This window comes from Rhizobium sp. CIAT894, assembly GCF_000172795.2.
In the GTDB taxonomy this organism is placed as follows: Bacteria; Pseudomonadota; Alphaproteobacteria; order Rhizobiales; family Rhizobiaceae; genus Rhizobium.
This window is the reverse complement of sequence record NZ_CP020947.1, coordinates 3,136,602-3,151,714: the sequence shown is the minus strand read 5'-3', so window position 1 is coordinate 3,151,714 and position 15,113 is coordinate 3,136,602. Positions and strand designations below refer to the sequence as shown.

At 62.6% G+C, this 15,113-nt stretch carries 16 protein-coding genes; 7 read left to right on the top strand and 9 right to left on the bottom strand.

Annotated elements, in window-relative coordinates:
* Position 1: 1 nt before the first annotated feature.
* The 3 genes from RHEC894_RS15650 to RHEC894_RS15640 are packed head-to-tail and all read right to left on the bottom strand — an operon-like array spanning position 2 to position 4,756.
* Positions 2–2,815, bottom strand: a complete 2,814-nt coding sequence (locus RHEC894_RS15650; protein ID WP_085737951.1) for a DUF4159 domain-containing protein — start codon at positions 2,813–2,815, stop codon at positions 2–4.
* On the bottom strand, positions 2,812–3,732 hold the full coding sequence (locus RHEC894_RS15645) for a DUF58 domain-containing protein (protein WP_085737950.1): 921 nt from the start codon (positions 3,730–3,732) through the stop codon (positions 2,812–2,814). Before RHEC894_RS15645 ends, RHEC894_RS15650 begins: the two co-directional genes overlap by 4 nt.
* Before the next feature lie 13 nt (positions 3,733–3,745).
* Entirely contained in the window at positions 3,746–4,756 is a 1,011-nt protein-coding gene (locus RHEC894_RS15640; protein ID WP_085737949.1) for a MoxR family ATPase, read from the bottom strand.
* A 158-nt stretch (positions 4,757–4,914) separates the two neighbouring features.
* Between RHEC894_RS15640 and RHEC894_RS15635 the strand changes: the two genes are divergently transcribed.
* From RHEC894_RS15635 to RHEC894_RS15625, 3 genes are read left to right on the top strand one after another with little or no spacing between them, the layout of a single operon-like run.
* The gene (locus tag RHEC894_RS15635; protein WP_085737948.1) at positions 4,915–5,538 is read left to right on the top strand and encodes a DUF1285 domain-containing protein; all 624 of its coding nucleotides are present in this window, start codon (positions 4,915–4,917) and stop codon (positions 5,536–5,538) included.
* Positions 5,535–6,185 (top strand): CoA pyrophosphatase, encoded by a 651-nt coding sequence (locus tag RHEC894_RS15630; RefSeq protein ID WP_085737947.1) that lies wholly within the window; start codon positions 5,535–5,537, stop codon positions 6,183–6,185. Before RHEC894_RS15635 ends, RHEC894_RS15630 begins: the two co-directional genes overlap by 4 nt.
* The gene (locus RHEC894_RS15625) at positions 6,182–7,435 is read left to right on the top strand and encodes a CCA tRNA nucleotidyltransferase (RefSeq protein ID WP_085737946.1); all 1,254 of its coding nucleotides are present in this window, start codon (positions 6,182–6,184) and stop codon (positions 7,433–7,435) included. The genes RHEC894_RS15630 and RHEC894_RS15625 overlap by 4 nt, the downstream gene beginning before the upstream one ends.
* A gap of 74 nt (positions 7,436–7,509) precedes the next feature.
* Here the strand turns inward: RHEC894_RS15625 and RHEC894_RS15620 are convergent, their stop codons facing one another.
* The 3 genes from RHEC894_RS15620 to hemF form a co-directional block, all read right to left on the bottom strand.
* Positions 7,510–7,695 carry a DUF1059 domain-containing protein gene (locus RHEC894_RS15620; RefSeq protein WP_010065608.1) on the bottom strand — a complete coding sequence of 62 codons (186 nt, stop codon included), beginning with the start codon at positions 7,693–7,695 and terminating at the stop codon, positions 7,510–7,512.
* A 112-nt stretch (positions 7,696–7,807) separates the two neighbouring features.
* The gene (locus RHEC894_RS15615) at positions 7,808–8,077 is read right to left on the bottom strand and encodes a hypothetical protein (protein ID WP_064840017.1); all 270 of its coding nucleotides are present in this window, start codon (positions 8,075–8,077) and stop codon (positions 7,808–7,810) included.
* Positions 8,078–8,180: 103 nt separating this feature from the next.
* Positions 8,181–9,092, bottom strand: coding sequence for an oxygen-dependent coproporphyrinogen oxidase (gene hemF / locus RHEC894_RS15610; RefSeq protein ID WP_085737945.1), 912 nt, complete (start codon positions 9,090–9,092; stop codon positions 8,181–8,183).
* A 175-nt stretch (positions 9,093–9,267) separates the two neighbouring features.
* On the opposite strand from hemF, the gene RHEC894_RS15605 reads away from it, so the two are divergent.
* A complete protein-coding gene (locus tag RHEC894_RS15605) occupies positions 9,268–9,528 on the top strand; it encodes a hypothetical protein (protein ID WP_085737944.1) in 261 nt (86 codons plus the stop codon).
* A 3-nt stretch (positions 9,529–9,531) separates the two neighbouring features.
* Here the strand turns inward: RHEC894_RS15605 and RHEC894_RS15600 are convergent, their stop codons facing one another.
* Complete coding sequence (locus RHEC894_RS15600; RefSeq protein ID WP_085737943.1) at positions 9,532–11,178, bottom strand: Na/Pi cotransporter family protein; 1,647 nt, start codon at positions 11,176–11,178, stop codon at positions 9,532–9,534.
* A 227-nt stretch (positions 11,179–11,405) separates the two neighbouring features.
* The gene (locus RHEC894_RS15595; RefSeq protein ID WP_085737942.1) at positions 11,406–11,867 is read right to left on the bottom strand and encodes a tRNA (cytidine(34)-2'-O)-methyltransferase; all 462 of its coding nucleotides are present in this window, start codon (positions 11,865–11,867) and stop codon (positions 11,406–11,408) included.
* A 390-nt stretch (positions 11,868–12,257) separates the two neighbouring features.
* Between RHEC894_RS15595 and RHEC894_RS15590 the strand changes: the two genes are divergently transcribed.
* From RHEC894_RS15590 to RHEC894_RS15580, 3 genes are all read left to right on the top strand, one after another.
* Positions 12,258–14,114 (top strand): ABC transporter ATP-binding protein, encoded by a 1,857-nt coding sequence (locus RHEC894_RS15590; protein ID WP_085739010.1) that lies wholly within the window; start codon positions 12,258–12,260, stop codon positions 14,112–14,114.
* A 101-nt stretch (positions 14,115–14,215) separates the two neighbouring features.
* Positions 14,216–14,485 carry a type II toxin-antitoxin system ParD family antitoxin gene (locus RHEC894_RS15585; protein ID WP_085737941.1) on the top strand — a complete coding sequence of 90 codons (270 nt, stop codon included), beginning with the start codon at positions 14,216–14,218 and terminating at the stop codon, positions 14,483–14,485.
* Positions 14,482–14,796 carry a type II toxin-antitoxin system RelE/ParE family toxin gene (locus RHEC894_RS15580; protein WP_085737940.1) on the top strand — a complete coding sequence of 105 codons (315 nt, stop codon included), beginning with the start codon at positions 14,482–14,484 and terminating at the stop codon, positions 14,794–14,796. Before RHEC894_RS15585 ends, RHEC894_RS15580 begins: the two co-directional genes overlap by 4 nt.
* Positions 14,797–14,836: 40 nt before the next feature.
* Here RHEC894_RS15580 and RHEC894_RS15575 read toward each other — a convergent pair whose 3' ends face one another.
* Complete coding sequence (locus RHEC894_RS15575) at positions 14,837–15,067, bottom strand: ribbon-helix-helix protein, CopG family (RefSeq protein WP_010065514.1); 231 nt, start codon at positions 15,065–15,067, stop codon at positions 14,837–14,839.
* Between the last annotated feature and the right edge of the window lie 46 nt (positions 15,068–15,113).

Below are 15,113 nucleotides of genomic sequence, written 5' to 3'. Positions count from 1 at the left end.
CTCATTGCCCTAACCGTTCGAGCAGGTCGGGAACATGAACCTGGTCGGTTTTGTAGTTGCCGGTCAGCATATACATCATGATGTTGACGCCGGAACGATAGGCATATTCCCGCTGTGTTTCATCGGACGGCACGGTCGGCAGCATCGGTATGCCGTTGTCGTCGATTGCCCAGGCACCGGCGAAATCGTTGCCGGTGATCAGGATCGGCGAAACGCCGTCGGCCGTCGCTGCCGATTTTTCGGTCGCTTCGCGGCCGCCCTGCCGGGCCTCGATCCACAGGGGGCTGCCGGCGTAACGACCGGGAAAGCTCGACAGGAGATAGAAGGATTTCGTCAACACGTGATCCGACGGTACCGGCTCAAGCGGCGGAATGTCGAGATTGCCGAGGATTTGCTGCAGCCTCTGGCCGTTGGCGCTGACATTGCCGCCATTGTCCAATGCGCTGATCTGATCGCGCGTATCGAAAAGCACGGTGCCGCCATTGCGCATATAGGCGTCGATGCGGCTGATCGCCGCCGAAGACGGCATCGGCGCCGTCGCCGAAACCGGCCAGTAGATGATCGGATAGAAGGCAAGCTCGTCCTTGGTGAGGTCGATGCCCACGGGCGGCGCCGGCTCCAGCGTCGTGCGAAAGGTCAGGAACTGGGTCAGGCCCTCGAGCCCGCGTTCGGATATATTGTCGACGTCCTGCTCACCGGTGACGACATAGGCGAGGTGCGTGTTGTCGAGCCTTTGCAGGATGAGGTCGTCGCCGGGCCGGGAGTCGTTGGCATGAAGCGTGCCGGGTTGCATGAGAAAGCCGGCGCTGAGCGCAATAGCGATCATCGCCGCTGTGCGGACAGCCGGGCGCGAGCGGGAGAACGCACCGTTCATGAAGAGGACGATCAGGCTATCGGCGAGCAGCAGCAGAAAGGCTGCGAGAAAGAGCGCGGGTTTTGCCGACCAGCTTTCGCCGCCGATCAGGCCTTCGCGCACAGCGTTGGTGCCGGCCGTGTCGAGCGGCGTCAGTTCGGCATTCTCGGGCAATACGTTCAGCGAAGTGAAACCATCCTCCGAACCGTAGAGCCCGGGCGGGTTGTCGAAATTCGCCGTCGGTTCGGTTCCTGCCTGTGGGATGAGGGGGCGCGCCGCGCCCGTCTCGGAGACGAGCGTGCCCTTGGCCGTCAGCATGCGGAACGGCGGCAGGGTCTCCGAGACACGCGCATTGCCGCGCGCCTCAGAGGTGACGCCGCCCGAGCGCGATATCTGCAGCAGGTGGCGCAGCATGTCGACGAAAGTGCCGGAGATCGGCAGATCGGACCAGGTCGCTTCCGCAGTGACATGAAACAGGACGATCTGGCCGGCTGCGAGCTGTTTCATCGTCACCAGCGGCGTGCCGTCAGCCAGGCTCGCCCAGGTGCGTTCGGCAAGATCGGGCGTCGGTTCGGCAAGCACCTGCCGCTTGATGACGACATCGGCGGGGCGCGTTATGCCGGCGAAAGGCCCGAAACTCGGAAATTCGGCAAGCGACTGCGGCTCGCTCCAGGACAAGGTGCCGCCCAGCGCCCGTTCTCCCTGGCGCAGGATGACCGGGATCAGCGGGTCGTCCGCGGGGGCTGCCGCCATGCGCGGACCGGCGAAACGCAGCAGCATGCCGCCGTTCGATATCCAGCGGGTCAGAGGTTCGTAGGTCTCCTCCGGCAACCGGCCGATATCGGCCATGATGATGATGGAGGGATTGCTGGCGAGAAGTTTCGGTATGGCGACCGAAAGATCGGAATCGCTGGGTTGGATCAGATCAGCATAGGGCTGCAGTGCCCGCTGGATATAATAGAGCGGCGAGAGCAGCGGCTGGAACTCATCTCCGCCTGCACCCGACAGCAAGACGACGCGGCGGCGCTTGAATGCGTCGTCGAGAAGATGGACCGCGCCCGCCGTTGCGCCGTTATCGACGCTGACGCGGGCGAAATCGTTGCGCATCTCGAAAGGTGCGGTGATCGAACTCGTCGCAACGCTCTGGCCGGGACGGAAATCCACCCTGCCGTTGGCGATCGAGCGGCCCTGGCTATCGACGGCGTTCAGCGCCACGGATGCGGCATGCGAAGCGTTGAGACGTGTAACCTTGACGGTCATGGCATCGGCCGCATTGTTGGCCGCGGTGATCGCGACCGTCCGTGCGGCATCGCCCTCGATCAGCCGGAGATCGGCGGGCTGGAGTTCGGCAAGCCTGCGTACTGTGGCATCGTCTGACTTGGCGGCGGCGCCGTCGCTCAGGAAGGCGAGGGTGCCGGGCTTGATGCCGTTCAGCGCGGCGCGCAGCGCCTGGAAGGCGCGTTCGCGGTCCGGCACAAGCGGCCGTGGCTCGGCGGCGCGCAGCTTGTCGCGAGCACTCGCTGCGGTGCCGGGTACGGCGTTGTTTGTGGGATCGGCGGTGAAGGCGATCGATACCGGCGTACCGGCGGATTCGGCATCGTCTATCAACGCGTCGGCAGTCTGGATGCGGCGTTCCCAGTCGGGCGCCGTCGCCCAGCTGTTGTCGACGAAGAGGACGAGCGGGCCGCCGGATGCGAGCGAACTGGTGCGTGGATTGAAAACCGGATCGGCGATCGCAAGGATGATGGCGGCGGCGAGCAGCATGCGCAGCAGCGTCAGCCACCACGGGCTTTGCGCCGGCGTCTCCTCGCGCTTCAGCACCGATGCCAGGATCTTCAGCGGCGGGAACACCTCGGTCTTCGGCCGCGGCGGCGTCAGCCTGAGCAGCCACCAGATGACGGGCAGAGCGACGAGCGCGCCGAGAATGGCGGGATAGGCGAAAGCGAAGGGGAGGGCGTTCATAGCTGCCCTCCATGCGTCGCCTTGGCCGGCATGCCGGACAGATACATATGCACCGCGACCAATGCCTCAGAGGCAAGATGATCGGTGCGGTGCGTCGCAAAGGTCCAGCCGAGATGGCGCAGCGATTGGCCGAGGCCGTCCCTGCGGGCGAGATAGGCGTTGCGATAGGCCTCGCGGATGTGTTCGGCGCGGCCGGAGATGAGCTTGGCGCCGCTCTCCGGATCGGTGAATTCGGTGCGGCCGCTATAGGGGAAGATCTCCTCGGCGGGATCTGCTATCTCGACCACGTGGCCGCGCAGGCCGCGGCGGGCAAGCGGGCCGAGGCGCTCCATGATCGCCGGGGCGTCGTCGAGGAAATCGCCGATGAGGACGAGGTCGCTCCAGCCGCGGATCATCGCCGTTTCCGGCAGGCCGCCGGTCAGCGGCGTGTGCATGAGCGCGGCTGCAAGGCGCTCGGCGGCGTTGCGCGCGGAGATGGGTTCCATGATGCCGGGGCAGCCGATGCGCTCGCCGGAGCGGGCGAGGATTTCGGCCAGCGCCAGCATGACGACCAGCGCGCGGCTTTCCTTGGAGACGCTGCCATAGCTCGACTTGTACATCATCGAGGGCGACATGTCGCACCAGAGCCAGATCGTGTGAGCCGCCTCCCATTCGCGTTCGCGCACGTAGGTATGGTCGTCGCGGGCGGAGCGACGCCAATCGATGCGCGACAGGCTTTCGCCCTCGGCATAGGGACGGAACTGCCAGAAATTTTCGCCGATGCCGCGTTTGCGGCGGCCATGCCAGCCGGCGATCACCGTGTTGGCGATGCGCTTGGCCTCCACCAGGCAGTCCGGCACCAGGGCGGCCCGCTGCCTGGCGCGGGAAAGGGCATCGCTGCCTGGCGTCGGGTTGACGATCTGTCCGATAGATGCCACGCGTCCGGCTTCCTTATCCCTTTGCCTGCTTGACCAGTCCGGCGATGACGTCGCGCACCGACATGCCTTCGGCGCGGGCGGCGAACGTCAACGCCATGCGGTGCTGGAGAATGGGTTCGGCAAGCGCGAAGATATCGTCGAGCGACGGCGCGAGGCGGCCTTCGTAAAGCGCGCGCGCGCGCGCGCAGAGCATCATCGCCTGGCCGGCGCGAGGGCCCGGGCCCCAGGCGACGTTCTTGTCGGTCGAGGCATTGCCCTGTCCGGGGCGGGCGGAGCGCACCAGCGCCAGGATGGTATCGACGACCGTGTCGCTCACCGGCATCTGGCGTACCAGGGTCTGGATTTCGATCAGTCGCTGTGCGTCGATGACGACTTCCGGCCGGGTTTCGCCCAAGCCCGTCGTCTCGAGCAGGATCTGGCGCTCGGCGGCGAGCTCGGGATAGTTGACGTCGACCTGCAGCAGGAAACGGTCGAGCTGGGCTTCGGGCAGGGGATAGGTGCCTTCTTGCTCGAGCGGGTTCTGGGTGGCGAGCACGTGGAAGGGGGCCGGCAGGTCGTAGCGCTGCCCGGCGATGGTGATGTGATATTCCTGCATGGATTGCAGAAGGGCCGACTGGGTGCGCGGCGAGGCGCGGTTGATTTCGTCGGCCATCAGCAGTTGGGCGAAAACAGGGCCCTTGACGAAGCGGAAAGAGCGGCGTCCACTGTCGTCCTGGTCCATCACCTCGGATCCGAGGATATCCGAGGGCATCAGATCCGGCGTGAACTGGATGCGGTTGGCAGCAAGGCCGAGCACTTCGCCGAGTGTCGTCACCAGCCTGGTCTTGGCAAGGCCGGGGACACCGACGAGAAGGGCATGGCCGCCGGACAGCACGGCGAGAATGGTGTTCTCGACGACGCTTTCCTGACCGAAGATCACCTTCGAGACTTGTCCGCGGATGGCGGCGATATCGGAGAGCGCCTTCTCGGCGGCGGCGACGATCGCCTTTTCATCGAGGCTGGCTTCGGTCTTCATCATACCCACGGGCATCTCCAACGGCTGAAATCATTCGGCAGCGAATCGGCGGACTTATACATCTGCCTCATACTCGATAGAGTTATGGAGATGCGACGGGCTGACAAGTTCGTTACGAATGACTATCTCGTGACTTTACTTCGTTAAGGACAAACCGGGACGGAAGAATGGCAGCCGAAGAAATCAGCGGACAGGCGGATGCGGCGGGACTTGCCGCCATGATTTCGCGTGCGTCTGCGGAAAGTAGCGGTAAAAAACGCGGATTGCCGCCGGTCGAGCGGTGGAATCCGCCTTTCTGCGGCGATATCGACATGGAGATCAGGGCCGACGGCACCTGGTTCTACATGGGCACGCCGATCGGCCGGCCGGCACTGGTGCGGCTGTTTTCGACGGTTTTGCGGAAAGACGACGACCAGAAGACCTATCTCGTAACTCCTGTGGAAAAGGTCGGGATCAGGGTCGTCGACGCGCCTTTCGTCGCCGTGGAAATGAGCGTGACCGGGGGGCAAGGCAAACAGGTGCTGACATTCCGCACCAATGTCGGCGATGTCGTGGAGGCGGGAGGAGAGCATCGGCTGCGCTTTGCCATTGCGGGCGGCAATGCCGAACTGAAACCCTATCTGCATGTGCGCGGGCGGCTGGAGGCGCTGGTGTCGCGTGCAGTGATGTATGAACTGGCGGCACTCGGCGAGATCCTCGACGTGGAGGGGCGGGCGATGTTTGCGATCCGCTCCGCCGGCGAGGTTTTCCCGGTCATGCCGGCCGACGAACTGGATGCACTTTCCCGATGAATGATGCGATCACCCACCGTTATCCGCTGTTCTCAGCAGCCGAATTCCGCCGCCGCGCGCTCAATCAGAATGGAGGGCCGGTCGATCATGCCTGGCGCGATCACGGCGACCATATCCTCAATCCCGATATCGTGGAGGAGGTCGCGACCTTCAAGCTGCGCGACGCCGCCGTGCTCGTGCCCGTCGTCGACGATGGCGAGGAGGCGCGTGTGATCTTCACCAAGCGCACGACGACGCTGCGCAAACATTCCGGACAAATTGCCTTTCCCGGCGGCTCGATCGATCCCGCCGATATCTCACCCGAGATGGCGGCGATCCGCGAGACGGAGGAGGAGATCGGTCTTGCCGGCTCCTTCGTCGAGACCGTCGGGCGGCTGCCGAATTATCTTGCCTCGACCGGCTTCCGCATCACGCCGGTGCTGGGCGTCGTCACGCCCGGTTTTGCGCTGACGCTGAACCCGACCGAGGTGGACGATGTGTTCGAGGTGCCGCTTTCCTTCCTGATGAACCCTGCCAATCATAGCCGCGACAGGCGTGTGATCGACGGCATCGACCGGCATTTCTACCGCGTGCCCTATGAAACCAGAATGATCTGGGGCATCACCGCCGGCATCGTCCGCACGCTTTATGAAAGGCTTTATGCATGACCGGCCTGGCCGACCAAGCATGGTTCCGCGACCCGGCGCTCGGCCGGGTCCTGGCACTTCTCAATACCGATGACGGAGAAGGACGGGTGGTTGGCGGCGCGGTGCGCAACAGCCTGATGGGTCTGCCGGTCAGCGATATAGACATCGCCACGACGCTGACGCCGGAGATCGTGATGGAGCGGGCAGCAGTGGCCGGCATAAAGGCAGTGCCGACAGGGCTGGAGCACGGCACGGTGACACTCGTCATCGACGGCAAGCCCTTCGAGGTGACGACGCTTCGTACCGACATCGAGACCGACGGTCGCCGTGCCAAGGTCGCCTTCAGCACCGATTGGAAAGCGGATGCCGAACGGCGCGACCTGACGATCAACGCGCTCTATGCGGACTCCGAGGGCGAAGTGGTGGATCTCGTCGGCGGGCTTGCCGATATCGAGAAGCGCAACATCCGCTTCATCGGCGACGCGGCAAGGCGTATTGCCGAAGATCATCTGCGCATCCTGCGCTTCTTCCGCTTCTTTGCCTATTACGGTTCCGGACGGCCGGATGCCGAGGGGCTGAAGGCCTGTGCGGCGGCGCGTTCGAAACTGAAGACGCTGTCGGCAGAACGCGTCTGGTCGGAGCTTAGAAAGCTGCTCGGGGCTGCCGAACCCGGCCGGGCGCTGCTCTGGATGCGGCAGATGGCGGTGCTGACGGAAATCCTGCCGGAATCGGAAAAATGGGGGATCGATGCGATCCCTTCGCTTGTTGCCACCGAAAAGGCGCTCGGCTGGACGCCCGATCCGCTGCTGCGCCTTGCCGCGATCGTGCCGCCCGATGTCACGCGGCTCACGGCGCTTGCAGCCCGGTTGAAGCTCTCGAATGCGGAAGCGGCCACCCTCAAAGCCTGGGCGATGGCAGCGCCGGTCAATGACGAGATGTCGTCGGCCGCCTTCGAACGGCTGCTCTATCGCAACGGTCAAGACGGCATCACGACACGGCTAAAGCTGGCGCTTGCCGTTGCGCGCGGCAAGGCCGAGGGCGATCTCGGCGAAATGGCCCGATCGGCGCGGCTCACCAAGCTCCTGGATCAGGCCGCGAACTGGAAGAAGCCGCAATTTCCACTGAATGGCGGCGATGTGCTATCGGCAGGCATCGCGCCCGGCCCGCGCGTTGGCGAACTGCTTGGCAGCCTGGAATGCCAGTGGGTCGAGGAAAACTTCGCGTCCGATCGGGCAGTACTGCTCGTCCGGCTGCAGGAACGGACGCGATAAAGGTCATGGCCGTCGCATCCGGTCGATGCGGCGCACCTCAACTTGCTTTCATCCGTGCATCTGCCCACCGGCGATCAGGCGGCGTTTGCCTCGTCGCGGATGCGGGCCTTGATATTATCAACCATGTTCTCGCGTATGGTCGTTTCACCGTGAGCACTCTTCATGTGCTCGACGGCGCGGCGGACCACTTCGGCGTCATTGTCCGCCCGGGTGTGCCAGGCGCAGCCGGGAACGAGCGTGCCGCATTCGAAAAGTCGCATGGTTTTCTCCTCTGTCTGGAACGCAACGGCCCTCGCGTTTTCACGCGATTGATGAATGTGCGGAGGAAGAGAAGGTTCCGGCCGGCATGAGGTGTCGACCGGAGAAGATCTTTCAGTCGGGCATAGCCCAAGCTTTGTAGGTATCCGAAAGCTGGCCGGGCATGTTGCTGTTGGCGGCCGCAGCTTCGTTCTGCAGTTGTTCCGGCGATTTTCCGCCGGCCAGTTGCAGCTTGACCTGCTCAATGAAGCAGGACAATGGCAGATCCGAGCCGCTTTTGGCCCGTAGCTTTTCGGCGATGCGCGTCAAAAACTCGGATGTGTCGATCGTACGGGATGTTTCCTGGACATCCGTGGACGCAGGCGAGCCACTTTGTATCGTCATGACAATCCTCCTCCGATTGTTACGCACATACATATAAAGTTAGGACGCACTGATTTTTCTTGAAGGTCTATCACCTCGAATTTATCGATGAGATATCACAGTCTCATGGCCAGCGGACGACGGGGGGCAATGAAGAGAGAATGGATTCAACGTTGCCGCCGGTCTTCAGGCCGAAGATGGTGCCACGATCATACAACAGATTGAATTCGACGTAACGGCCCCGGCGGATCAATTGTTCGTCGCGGTCGGCCTCCGTCCACAGCTTGTTGAAGTTGGAGCGGACGATCTTCGGGTAGACCATGGCGAAGGCCCTGCCGACATCGCGCGTGAAGGCGAAATCGGCGTCCCAGCCGCCGGCTTCCTCGCTCGAATGCAGCCAGTCATAGAAGATGCCGCCGATGCCGCGGGCCTCGTTGCGGTGCTTCAGGAAGAAATATTCGTCGCACCATGCCTTGTAGGCGTCGTAATCGGCGACGGCGTGGTTACGGCAGGCGATCTCCATGGCCTTGTGGAAGAGCTGACTGTCCTCGTCCTCCTGTGTACGGCGGCGCGACAGCACCGGCGTCAGGTCGGCCCCGCCGCCGAACCAGCGGCTTGATGTGACCACCATGCGCGTGTTCATATGCACTGCGGGAACATTGGGGTTGACGGGATGGGCGATCAGCGAAATGCCCGAGGCCCAGAAACGTGGATCATCCTTGGCGCCCGGTATCTGGCCGCGAAAGTCCGGCGAGAACTCGCCGTGGACGGTGGAGGTGTGGACGCCGACCTTTTCGAAGACGCGGCCTTCCATCATCGACATGCGGCCGCCGCCGCCGGCGCCGTTTTCGCGCGACCAGTCCTTGGCGACGAAGCGGCCTGGCTCCTGATCCGAGAGCGGGCCTTCCAGCTCGTCTTCGAGGGCTTCAAAGGAGGCGCAGATCGTGTCGCGCAGTCCCTCGAACCAATTGCGGGCGGCCTCTTTCTTCTCTTCGATGTCCTCAGGCAGGCCGATCGGCAGTTCCGGTCTTTCCATGTCACGCCTCCAGCGACCGGTCCCTTTCAGGACACGACTCGCTCATTCTTGATTGCACTTTCGGTTTAGCAGGTGGCGCCGCATCTCGCCAAGCCGGCGGTGCGGGTGGGTGCAGCCAAGATTCGACTCGCAAATCAATGATTTCGATATTACCTTTTCACAAGAGGTAGGTTTGATGGCAAAAATTCCAGGACCTCCGTCCTTCGACGGCCTGAAGCGCAGAATGGCGAGACACCGGGCGGAAAATCCTCCCCGAAATAAAGACCATTTCGTCCGTCAGACATATTGCCTCGCCCTCATCGATGCCCGCGCCAAGGCGCGCGAATGGTTCGACGAATATCCGAAAGCGGCTTATTGGACCGAGGTGGAGAGCTGGCGCCAGCTCGACGGCGACCACATCGAATTCACCATGCGCCGCCTGCCTTCGGCCGACTGATCGTCACTCGGCCGCGGGCCGCACGCGGCTTTCGATCAGCAGGCCGCTCTCATCCATGATCGGATGCGCCACCGAGACGATGTGGGCGTTGATGCGCTTCAGGTCGCGCAGCATGTCGAGATGCAGCGAACTTGTCTGCAGGCTGTCGGCGCGGCCGTCGCGCAGGCGTTCGAGATGGCGCTCGGCCGACTGCTTCTCCATCCGGCGCACCTCGACCTTTACCTCCATCATCTGCCGCGCGAGATTGAAATCGCGGGTGACGAAGATCGTCTGGGCGACGCGCAGATTGTCGATCGTCAGATCGAACAGCTTGCGCAGTTCCTGATGACCGTCGTCGGAAAATTTCAGGCCGAGCGAGATCTTCTTCGCCACCTGTTCCCGCAAGCCTTTCTCGATGATGTCGCCCATATGTTCGAGATTGATCGCGTAGTCGATGACGACGATCGAGCGGCGGGCGTTCTCGTCGGTGAGACCCTCGCGGCCGAGCTTCGAGAGATAGACCTTCACTGCCTGCTGCAGCCGGTCGACGCGCTCTTCGAGAGCCGGGATTTCGGCAAGCTTGCCGGCATCATTCTGCTCGAAGGCTTCGGAGACCCTGACCAGCATGCGCTCGATGAGGTCGCCGACGCCGAGCACTTCGCGGGTGGCGCTGGTCAGCGCAATGACGGGTGTCGAAAGCTCCTGCGCATCGAGATATTTCGGGGCGTTGTCGGGTTCGGCCTGATCCGGCACCAGTCGGGCCATCAGGGTGGCGAGCGGTCGGGAGAATGGCCAGGCAAGCGCTGCGAGCAGAAGATTGAAGGCGAGATGCGCATCGACCGGCAGCTTGGCCGGGCCGAAGGGCAGCATCTGGATGAGTTCGGCGCCATAGCCCGCCAGCGGCAGGGCGATGAAGCAGCCGAGCGCACGCACCGCGAGATTGCCGAGCGTGACGCGCCGCGCCGAAACCGGGCCGGACAATGTCGCAATGACAGGCGGGATCGCACCGCCGAGATTGGCGCCGAGCACGAGAACGATGACAAGTTCGGCCGAGACCAGACCCGCCGAGGCGAGCGACAGGATCAGCACCACCACAGCCAGGCTCGACGAGGAGAGGAAGGCAAGAGCTGCCGAGAAGAGCAGCGCCACGGGCAGCGCCCCGTCCAGAAGGCCGATGAAGGCGGCGAGAGCCGGGGAGGCGCGCATCGGTTCCGTCGCGAGGCCGAGCAAATGCAGCGACAGCAGCATCAGCCCGATGCCGATCAGCGCCGCACCGCCGCCCTGGCGGGTGCTGGAGCGGCCGCGGTAAAGCACGATGCCGGCCAGGATCAGCAGCGGAGAGAGCCATTCGATGCCGGTGGCGACGATCCAGGCGGTGATCGCCGTGCCGACATTGGCGCCGAGCAGGACGATCTGCGCCATGCGCGGCTTGATCAGGTCACGTTCGACGAAGGATGCGGTCATCAGCGCGGTTGCCGTCGAACTCTGCAGCGCGATGGTCGCCACCAATCCCGACAGGAAGGACCGGAAACCGCCGCGCGTGCCGCTCGCCAGACCTGTTCTCAGCCGTGCGCCGAAGGCCCTGGACACGCCGTCCTTCACCTGCGCGAGGCCGAACAGCAGCAAAGCCACGGCGCCGAACAGGTTGATCATGATGACTGTGGAATCCATTTTCTTGCTTTTATTCTTCTTTCATCTGTCTTGAGAGGCGTAGGCTTGAGCGTAACCTTCCAAACTGTTGAAATTATGGAGGCTATACGAAATTTTTGTTTGCTCGGCTAATAAATATAGACCGATTTGGCGCGGATTGACAACGCCATTTTCCGACACGGTCCGGAGCTGATCGGCTATTTCGCCGACGCCGGTGCCGGTCAAGTCCAGACGTCAAGCCCGGACGGTCAACTCCAGACGGTCTGGCGCATCGCTTCGCCGACGATCATCGCGGCTGAGACGGCGACGTTGATCGACCGCTGGCCCTCGACCATCGGGATCAGGATGCGGGCATCCGCCTTCTCATGCACTTGATCCGGCACGCCGGCGCTTTCGCGGCCGAAAAGCAGTATGTCTTTGGGGCGGAAGGTAAAATCGGTGTAACGGTCGGCCGCCTTGGTCGAGGCGAGGATCAGGCGACGGCCAGTCGTGGCGCGCCAGGTCTCGAAGCGGTCCCAGTTGACATGGCGGGTCAGTGCAGCGGCGGCGATATAGTCCATGCCCGAGCGTTTCAGGTTGCGATCGGAAACGTCGAAGCCGGCCGGTTCGATCAGATCGACGGCGAAGTCCAAGCAGGCGGCAAGACGCAGAATCGTGCCTGTGTTGCCTGCTATATCCGGCTGATAGAGTGCCAGTCTGAGGTCCGTCATGACGCGTCGCCTTTTAATTTTCGTTTCGCCGCGAGAGGCGTAATCCAACTGTCATTTCGGAGCAACAGGGGCCATTTTGCTCCCGAGATGTTCAATTTACGCCATCAGGGGGCTGGAAATTTCGCGGTTTTCGCGGTATCCATGCACGTCTTCAATCGCCAACAGGGAGGGCCGACATGAATATTTTGCTCCATATGCGCTTTCCCGCCGTGATGCCGATCAAGGTGACATGGCGCCGCTAGGGCGCATTTCTTCCTGAAATTCCCTTCTTGATCCATTGTGCGGCTGTTTCAGCCTCGCCCCTTGAACGTTCGGTTCCCATATGTGCTTGCATGGCGCCGGGATGGCGCGAAGCCGGGAGCCGAAACGCTGACGTTTCGGAGCAATTTCATGTTTGGCTGGTTCGAACAGCGACTCAATCCCTTTCCGAGCGAGGAGCCTGTCGCTCCGCCGAAGGGCCTCTTTGCCTTTTGCTGGCACTACAGCAAGCCGGCCGCCCCCTGGCTCTGCCTGATGGCGATGCTGACAGCCTCGATCGCCGTCGGCGAAGTGGCGCTCTTCCAGTTTCTCGGCGATATCGTCGACTGGCTGACCAATGCCGACCGCGCCACGTTCCTGCAGACGGAGGGCCACAAGCTTTTCTGGATGGCGGCGCTGGTGCTGGTCGGCTTGCCGCTGGCCGCCGGCCTCGATTCCCTCATCATGCACCAGATGCTGCTCGGCAATTATCCGATGAGCGCCCGCTGGCAGATGCACCGCTTCCTGCTGCGTCACAGCATGACGTTCTTCGCCAACGAGTTTGCCGGGCGTGTCGCCACCAAGGTGATGCAGACCTCGCTTGCCGTGCGCGAAACGGTGATGAAGATCCTCGACGTTTTCGTCTATGTCGTCAGCTATTTCCTGACGATGATCATCGTCATTGCGGCGGCCGACTGGCGGCTGATGATCCCGATCCTCGTCTGGCTCGCCGTCTATATCGGCATCGTCTCTTATTTCGTGCCGCGGCTTCGCAAGATCGCGGCGACGCAGGCGGATGCACGCTCGATGATGACGGGGCGCGTCGTCGACAGCTACACCAACATCGCCACCGTCAAGCTGTTTTCGCATGCCGGCCGCGAGGAGGTCTATGCCAAGGAGGGCATGGACGAGTTCCTGCAGACCGTGCACAAGCAGATGCGCAAGGTGACGCTCTTCCACATCAGCGTCTACCTGAACAACTGCGTCGCGCTTTTCGTTGTTTCGGGCCTGTCGATCTGGTTCTGGCTGAACGGGGCGATCTCGGTCGGTGCGATCGCCATTGCTATCGGTCTTGCCATGCGCGTCAACGGCATGTCGCAATGGATCATGTGGGAAGTCTCGGCGCTGTTCGAGAATATCGGCACTGTCTATGATGGCATGGAGATGATGAGCAAGCAGCACGACATCGTCGACAAGCCGGGTGCTCCGGTCCTGACGGCGAAGAAGGGCGCGATCCATTACGAGCGCATCCGCTTCCACTACGGAAAGAGCAAGGGTGTCATCGACAATCTGTCGCTCGACATCAAGGCGGGCGAGAAGGTCGGTCTCGTCGGGCGCTCGGGCGCCGGCAAGACGACGCTGATGAACCTGCTCTTACGCTTCTACGATCTGGAGGGGGGCCGCATCACCATCGACGGGCAGGATATTTCAGGCGTCTCGCAGGAAAGCCTGCGCTCGCTGATCGGTGTGGTGACGCAGGACACCTCGCTGCTGCACCGCTCGATCCGCGACAACATCGCCTATGGCCGGCCGGAAGCGACCGATGCCGAGGTGATCGAGGCCGCCAAACGCGCCAATGCCTGGGAGTTCATCGAGGGGCTCGTCGACATGCAGGGGCGCGAAGGGCTCGACGCGCAAGTCGGCGAACGCGGCGTCAAGCTCTCCGGCGGCCAGCGGCAGCGCATCGCGATCGCCCGCGTCTTCCTGAAGGACGCGCCGATCCTGGTGCTCGACGAGGCAACCTCGGCGCTCGACTCGGAAGTCGAGGCGGCGATCCAGGAAAACCTCTTCGCCCTGATGGAGGGCAAGACGGTGATCGCGATCGCCCACCGGCTTTCGACGCTGACGGAGATGGACCGGCTGATCGTGCTCGACAAGGGGCGGATCATCGAAGCCGGCTCGCATGGCGAACTGATCGAAAATGGCGGCATCTACGCCGACCTCTGGAACCGCCAATCCGGCGGCTTCCTCTCCGATCACGCCGAGGAAGCGGAAGAGGCGGCGGAGTGATAAAAGGCCCTCCCAACATAAGAGCGGGGAGGGCTTCTTAACAGTTGAGAACAGTTAAGAAGCTGTGGTACATTTGTTGATCTCAGCGAGGAATGTTGCTTATGGCGACCGTGACGATCTCATTGCCCGACAGCCTCAAGGCTTTTGTCGAAAGCCAGATGGCCAGCAAGGGCTATGGCAATGTCAGCGAATATTTCCGGGGCCTCGTTCGGGATGCGCAGGAGCGCGAAAACGAGGCGCGGCTTGAGGCCTTGCTGCTCGAGGGCCTGACATCTGGGGACGCCGTTGAGGCAACGCCCGCATTCTGGAGCGATCTGAGGAAAGAAGCCGCGCAGTTGCTGGCAGCGCAGAGCAACAAGAAGTCGCCATGAAGCTTGCCGTCAAACCGGCAGCTCGCGACGATATGTTGTTGCAGCTTTCCTATCTTGCGGAGCGTGGCGGAGAGGAACTCGGTCTGCGGTTTCTGCATGCCGCCGAACAGTCTTTCGTGCGTCTTCTCGAATATCCGAATTCTGGCACGCCGACGACATTTGGAAATTCAAAACTGGCGGGCATAAGATCGTGGCCCGTTCCGGGTTTCGAGGATATTCGCGCCTATTATACCGTGGAAAATGGATCGGTTACGATCTTGCGCGTTCTGCACGGCCGTCGGAATGTTGTCGGTATTCTCGGCGGGAATTGATGCTGACCTGGCGACGATGCCGCGCTTGCTCTCCGGCGGTTCAAAGACTGTCGGCCCAGTCGATCACCCGGTCATGTTCGACGATAACGATGGTGTTGGCGGCTGCGATCGTGCGCAACGCCACGATGCGGCGGCGCTCTTCCTGGTCGAGCCAGGCGGCGAGGGCCTCGGTGACGATCTCGTCGCGCGGCAGCGCCAGGTCGATGGCGAGGGCGTCGAGCCTCTCTGCAAGCGGAAGCGGAATATGCGCATCGAGCATTTTCGTTTCCATGAAACTTATCTCCGGTGAAGCGCCATCGTAGTGTCAGATTGTGACC

Excerpts from the sequence above, each read along its gene's own strand:
- RHEC894_RS15650 (WP_085737951.1), bottom strand. The coding sequence starts at position 2,815 with ATGAACGCCCTCCCCTTCGCTTTCGCCTATCCCGCCATTCTCGGCGCG.
- RHEC894_RS15635 (WP_085737948.1), top strand. The coding sequence starts at position 4,915 with ATGGCAGCCGAAGAAATCAGCGGACAGGCGGATGCGGCGGGACTTGCC.
- RHEC894_RS15630 (WP_085737947.1), top strand. The coding sequence starts at position 5,535 with ATGAATGATGCGATCACCCACCGTTATCCGCTGTTCTCAGCAGCCGAA.
- RHEC894_RS15625 (WP_085737946.1), top strand. The coding sequence starts at position 6,182 with ATGACCGGCCTGGCCGACCAAGCATGGTTCCGCGACCCGGCGCTCGGC.
- RHEC894_RS15620 (WP_010065608.1), bottom strand. The coding sequence starts at position 7,695 with ATGCGACTTTTCGAATGCGGCACGCTCGTTCCCGGCTGCGCCTGGCAC.
- RHEC894_RS15615 (WP_064840017.1), bottom strand. The coding sequence starts at position 8,077 with ATGACGATACAAAGTGGCTCGCCTGCGTCCACGGATGTCCAGGAAACA.
- hemF (WP_085737945.1), bottom strand. The coding sequence starts at position 9,092 with ATGGAAAGACCGGAACTGCCGATCGGCCTGCCTGAGGACATCGAAGAG.
- RHEC894_RS15605 (WP_085737944.1), top strand. The coding sequence starts at position 9,268 with ATGGCAAAAATTCCAGGACCTCCGTCCTTCGACGGCCTGAAGCGCAGA.
- RHEC894_RS15600 (WP_085737943.1), bottom strand. The coding sequence starts at position 11,178 with ATGGATTCCACAGTCATCATGATCAACCTGTTCGGCGCCGTGGCTTTG.
- RHEC894_RS15595 (WP_085737942.1), bottom strand. The coding sequence starts at position 11,867 with ATGACGGACCTCAGACTGGCACTCTATCAGCCGGATATAGCAGGCAAC.
- RHEC894_RS15590 (WP_085739010.1), top strand. The coding sequence starts at position 12,258 with ATGTTTGGCTGGTTCGAACAGCGACTCAATCCCTTTCCGAGCGAGGAG.
- RHEC894_RS15585 (WP_085737941.1), top strand. The coding sequence starts at position 14,216 with ATGGCGACCGTGACGATCTCATTGCCCGACAGCCTCAAGGCTTTTGTC.
- RHEC894_RS15580 (WP_085737940.1), top strand. The coding sequence starts at position 14,482 with ATGAAGCTTGCCGTCAAACCGGCAGCTCGCGACGATATGTTGTTGCAG.
- RHEC894_RS15575 (WP_010065514.1), bottom strand. The coding sequence starts at position 15,067 with ATGGAAACGAAAATGCTCGATGCGCATATTCCGCTTCCGCTTGCAGAG.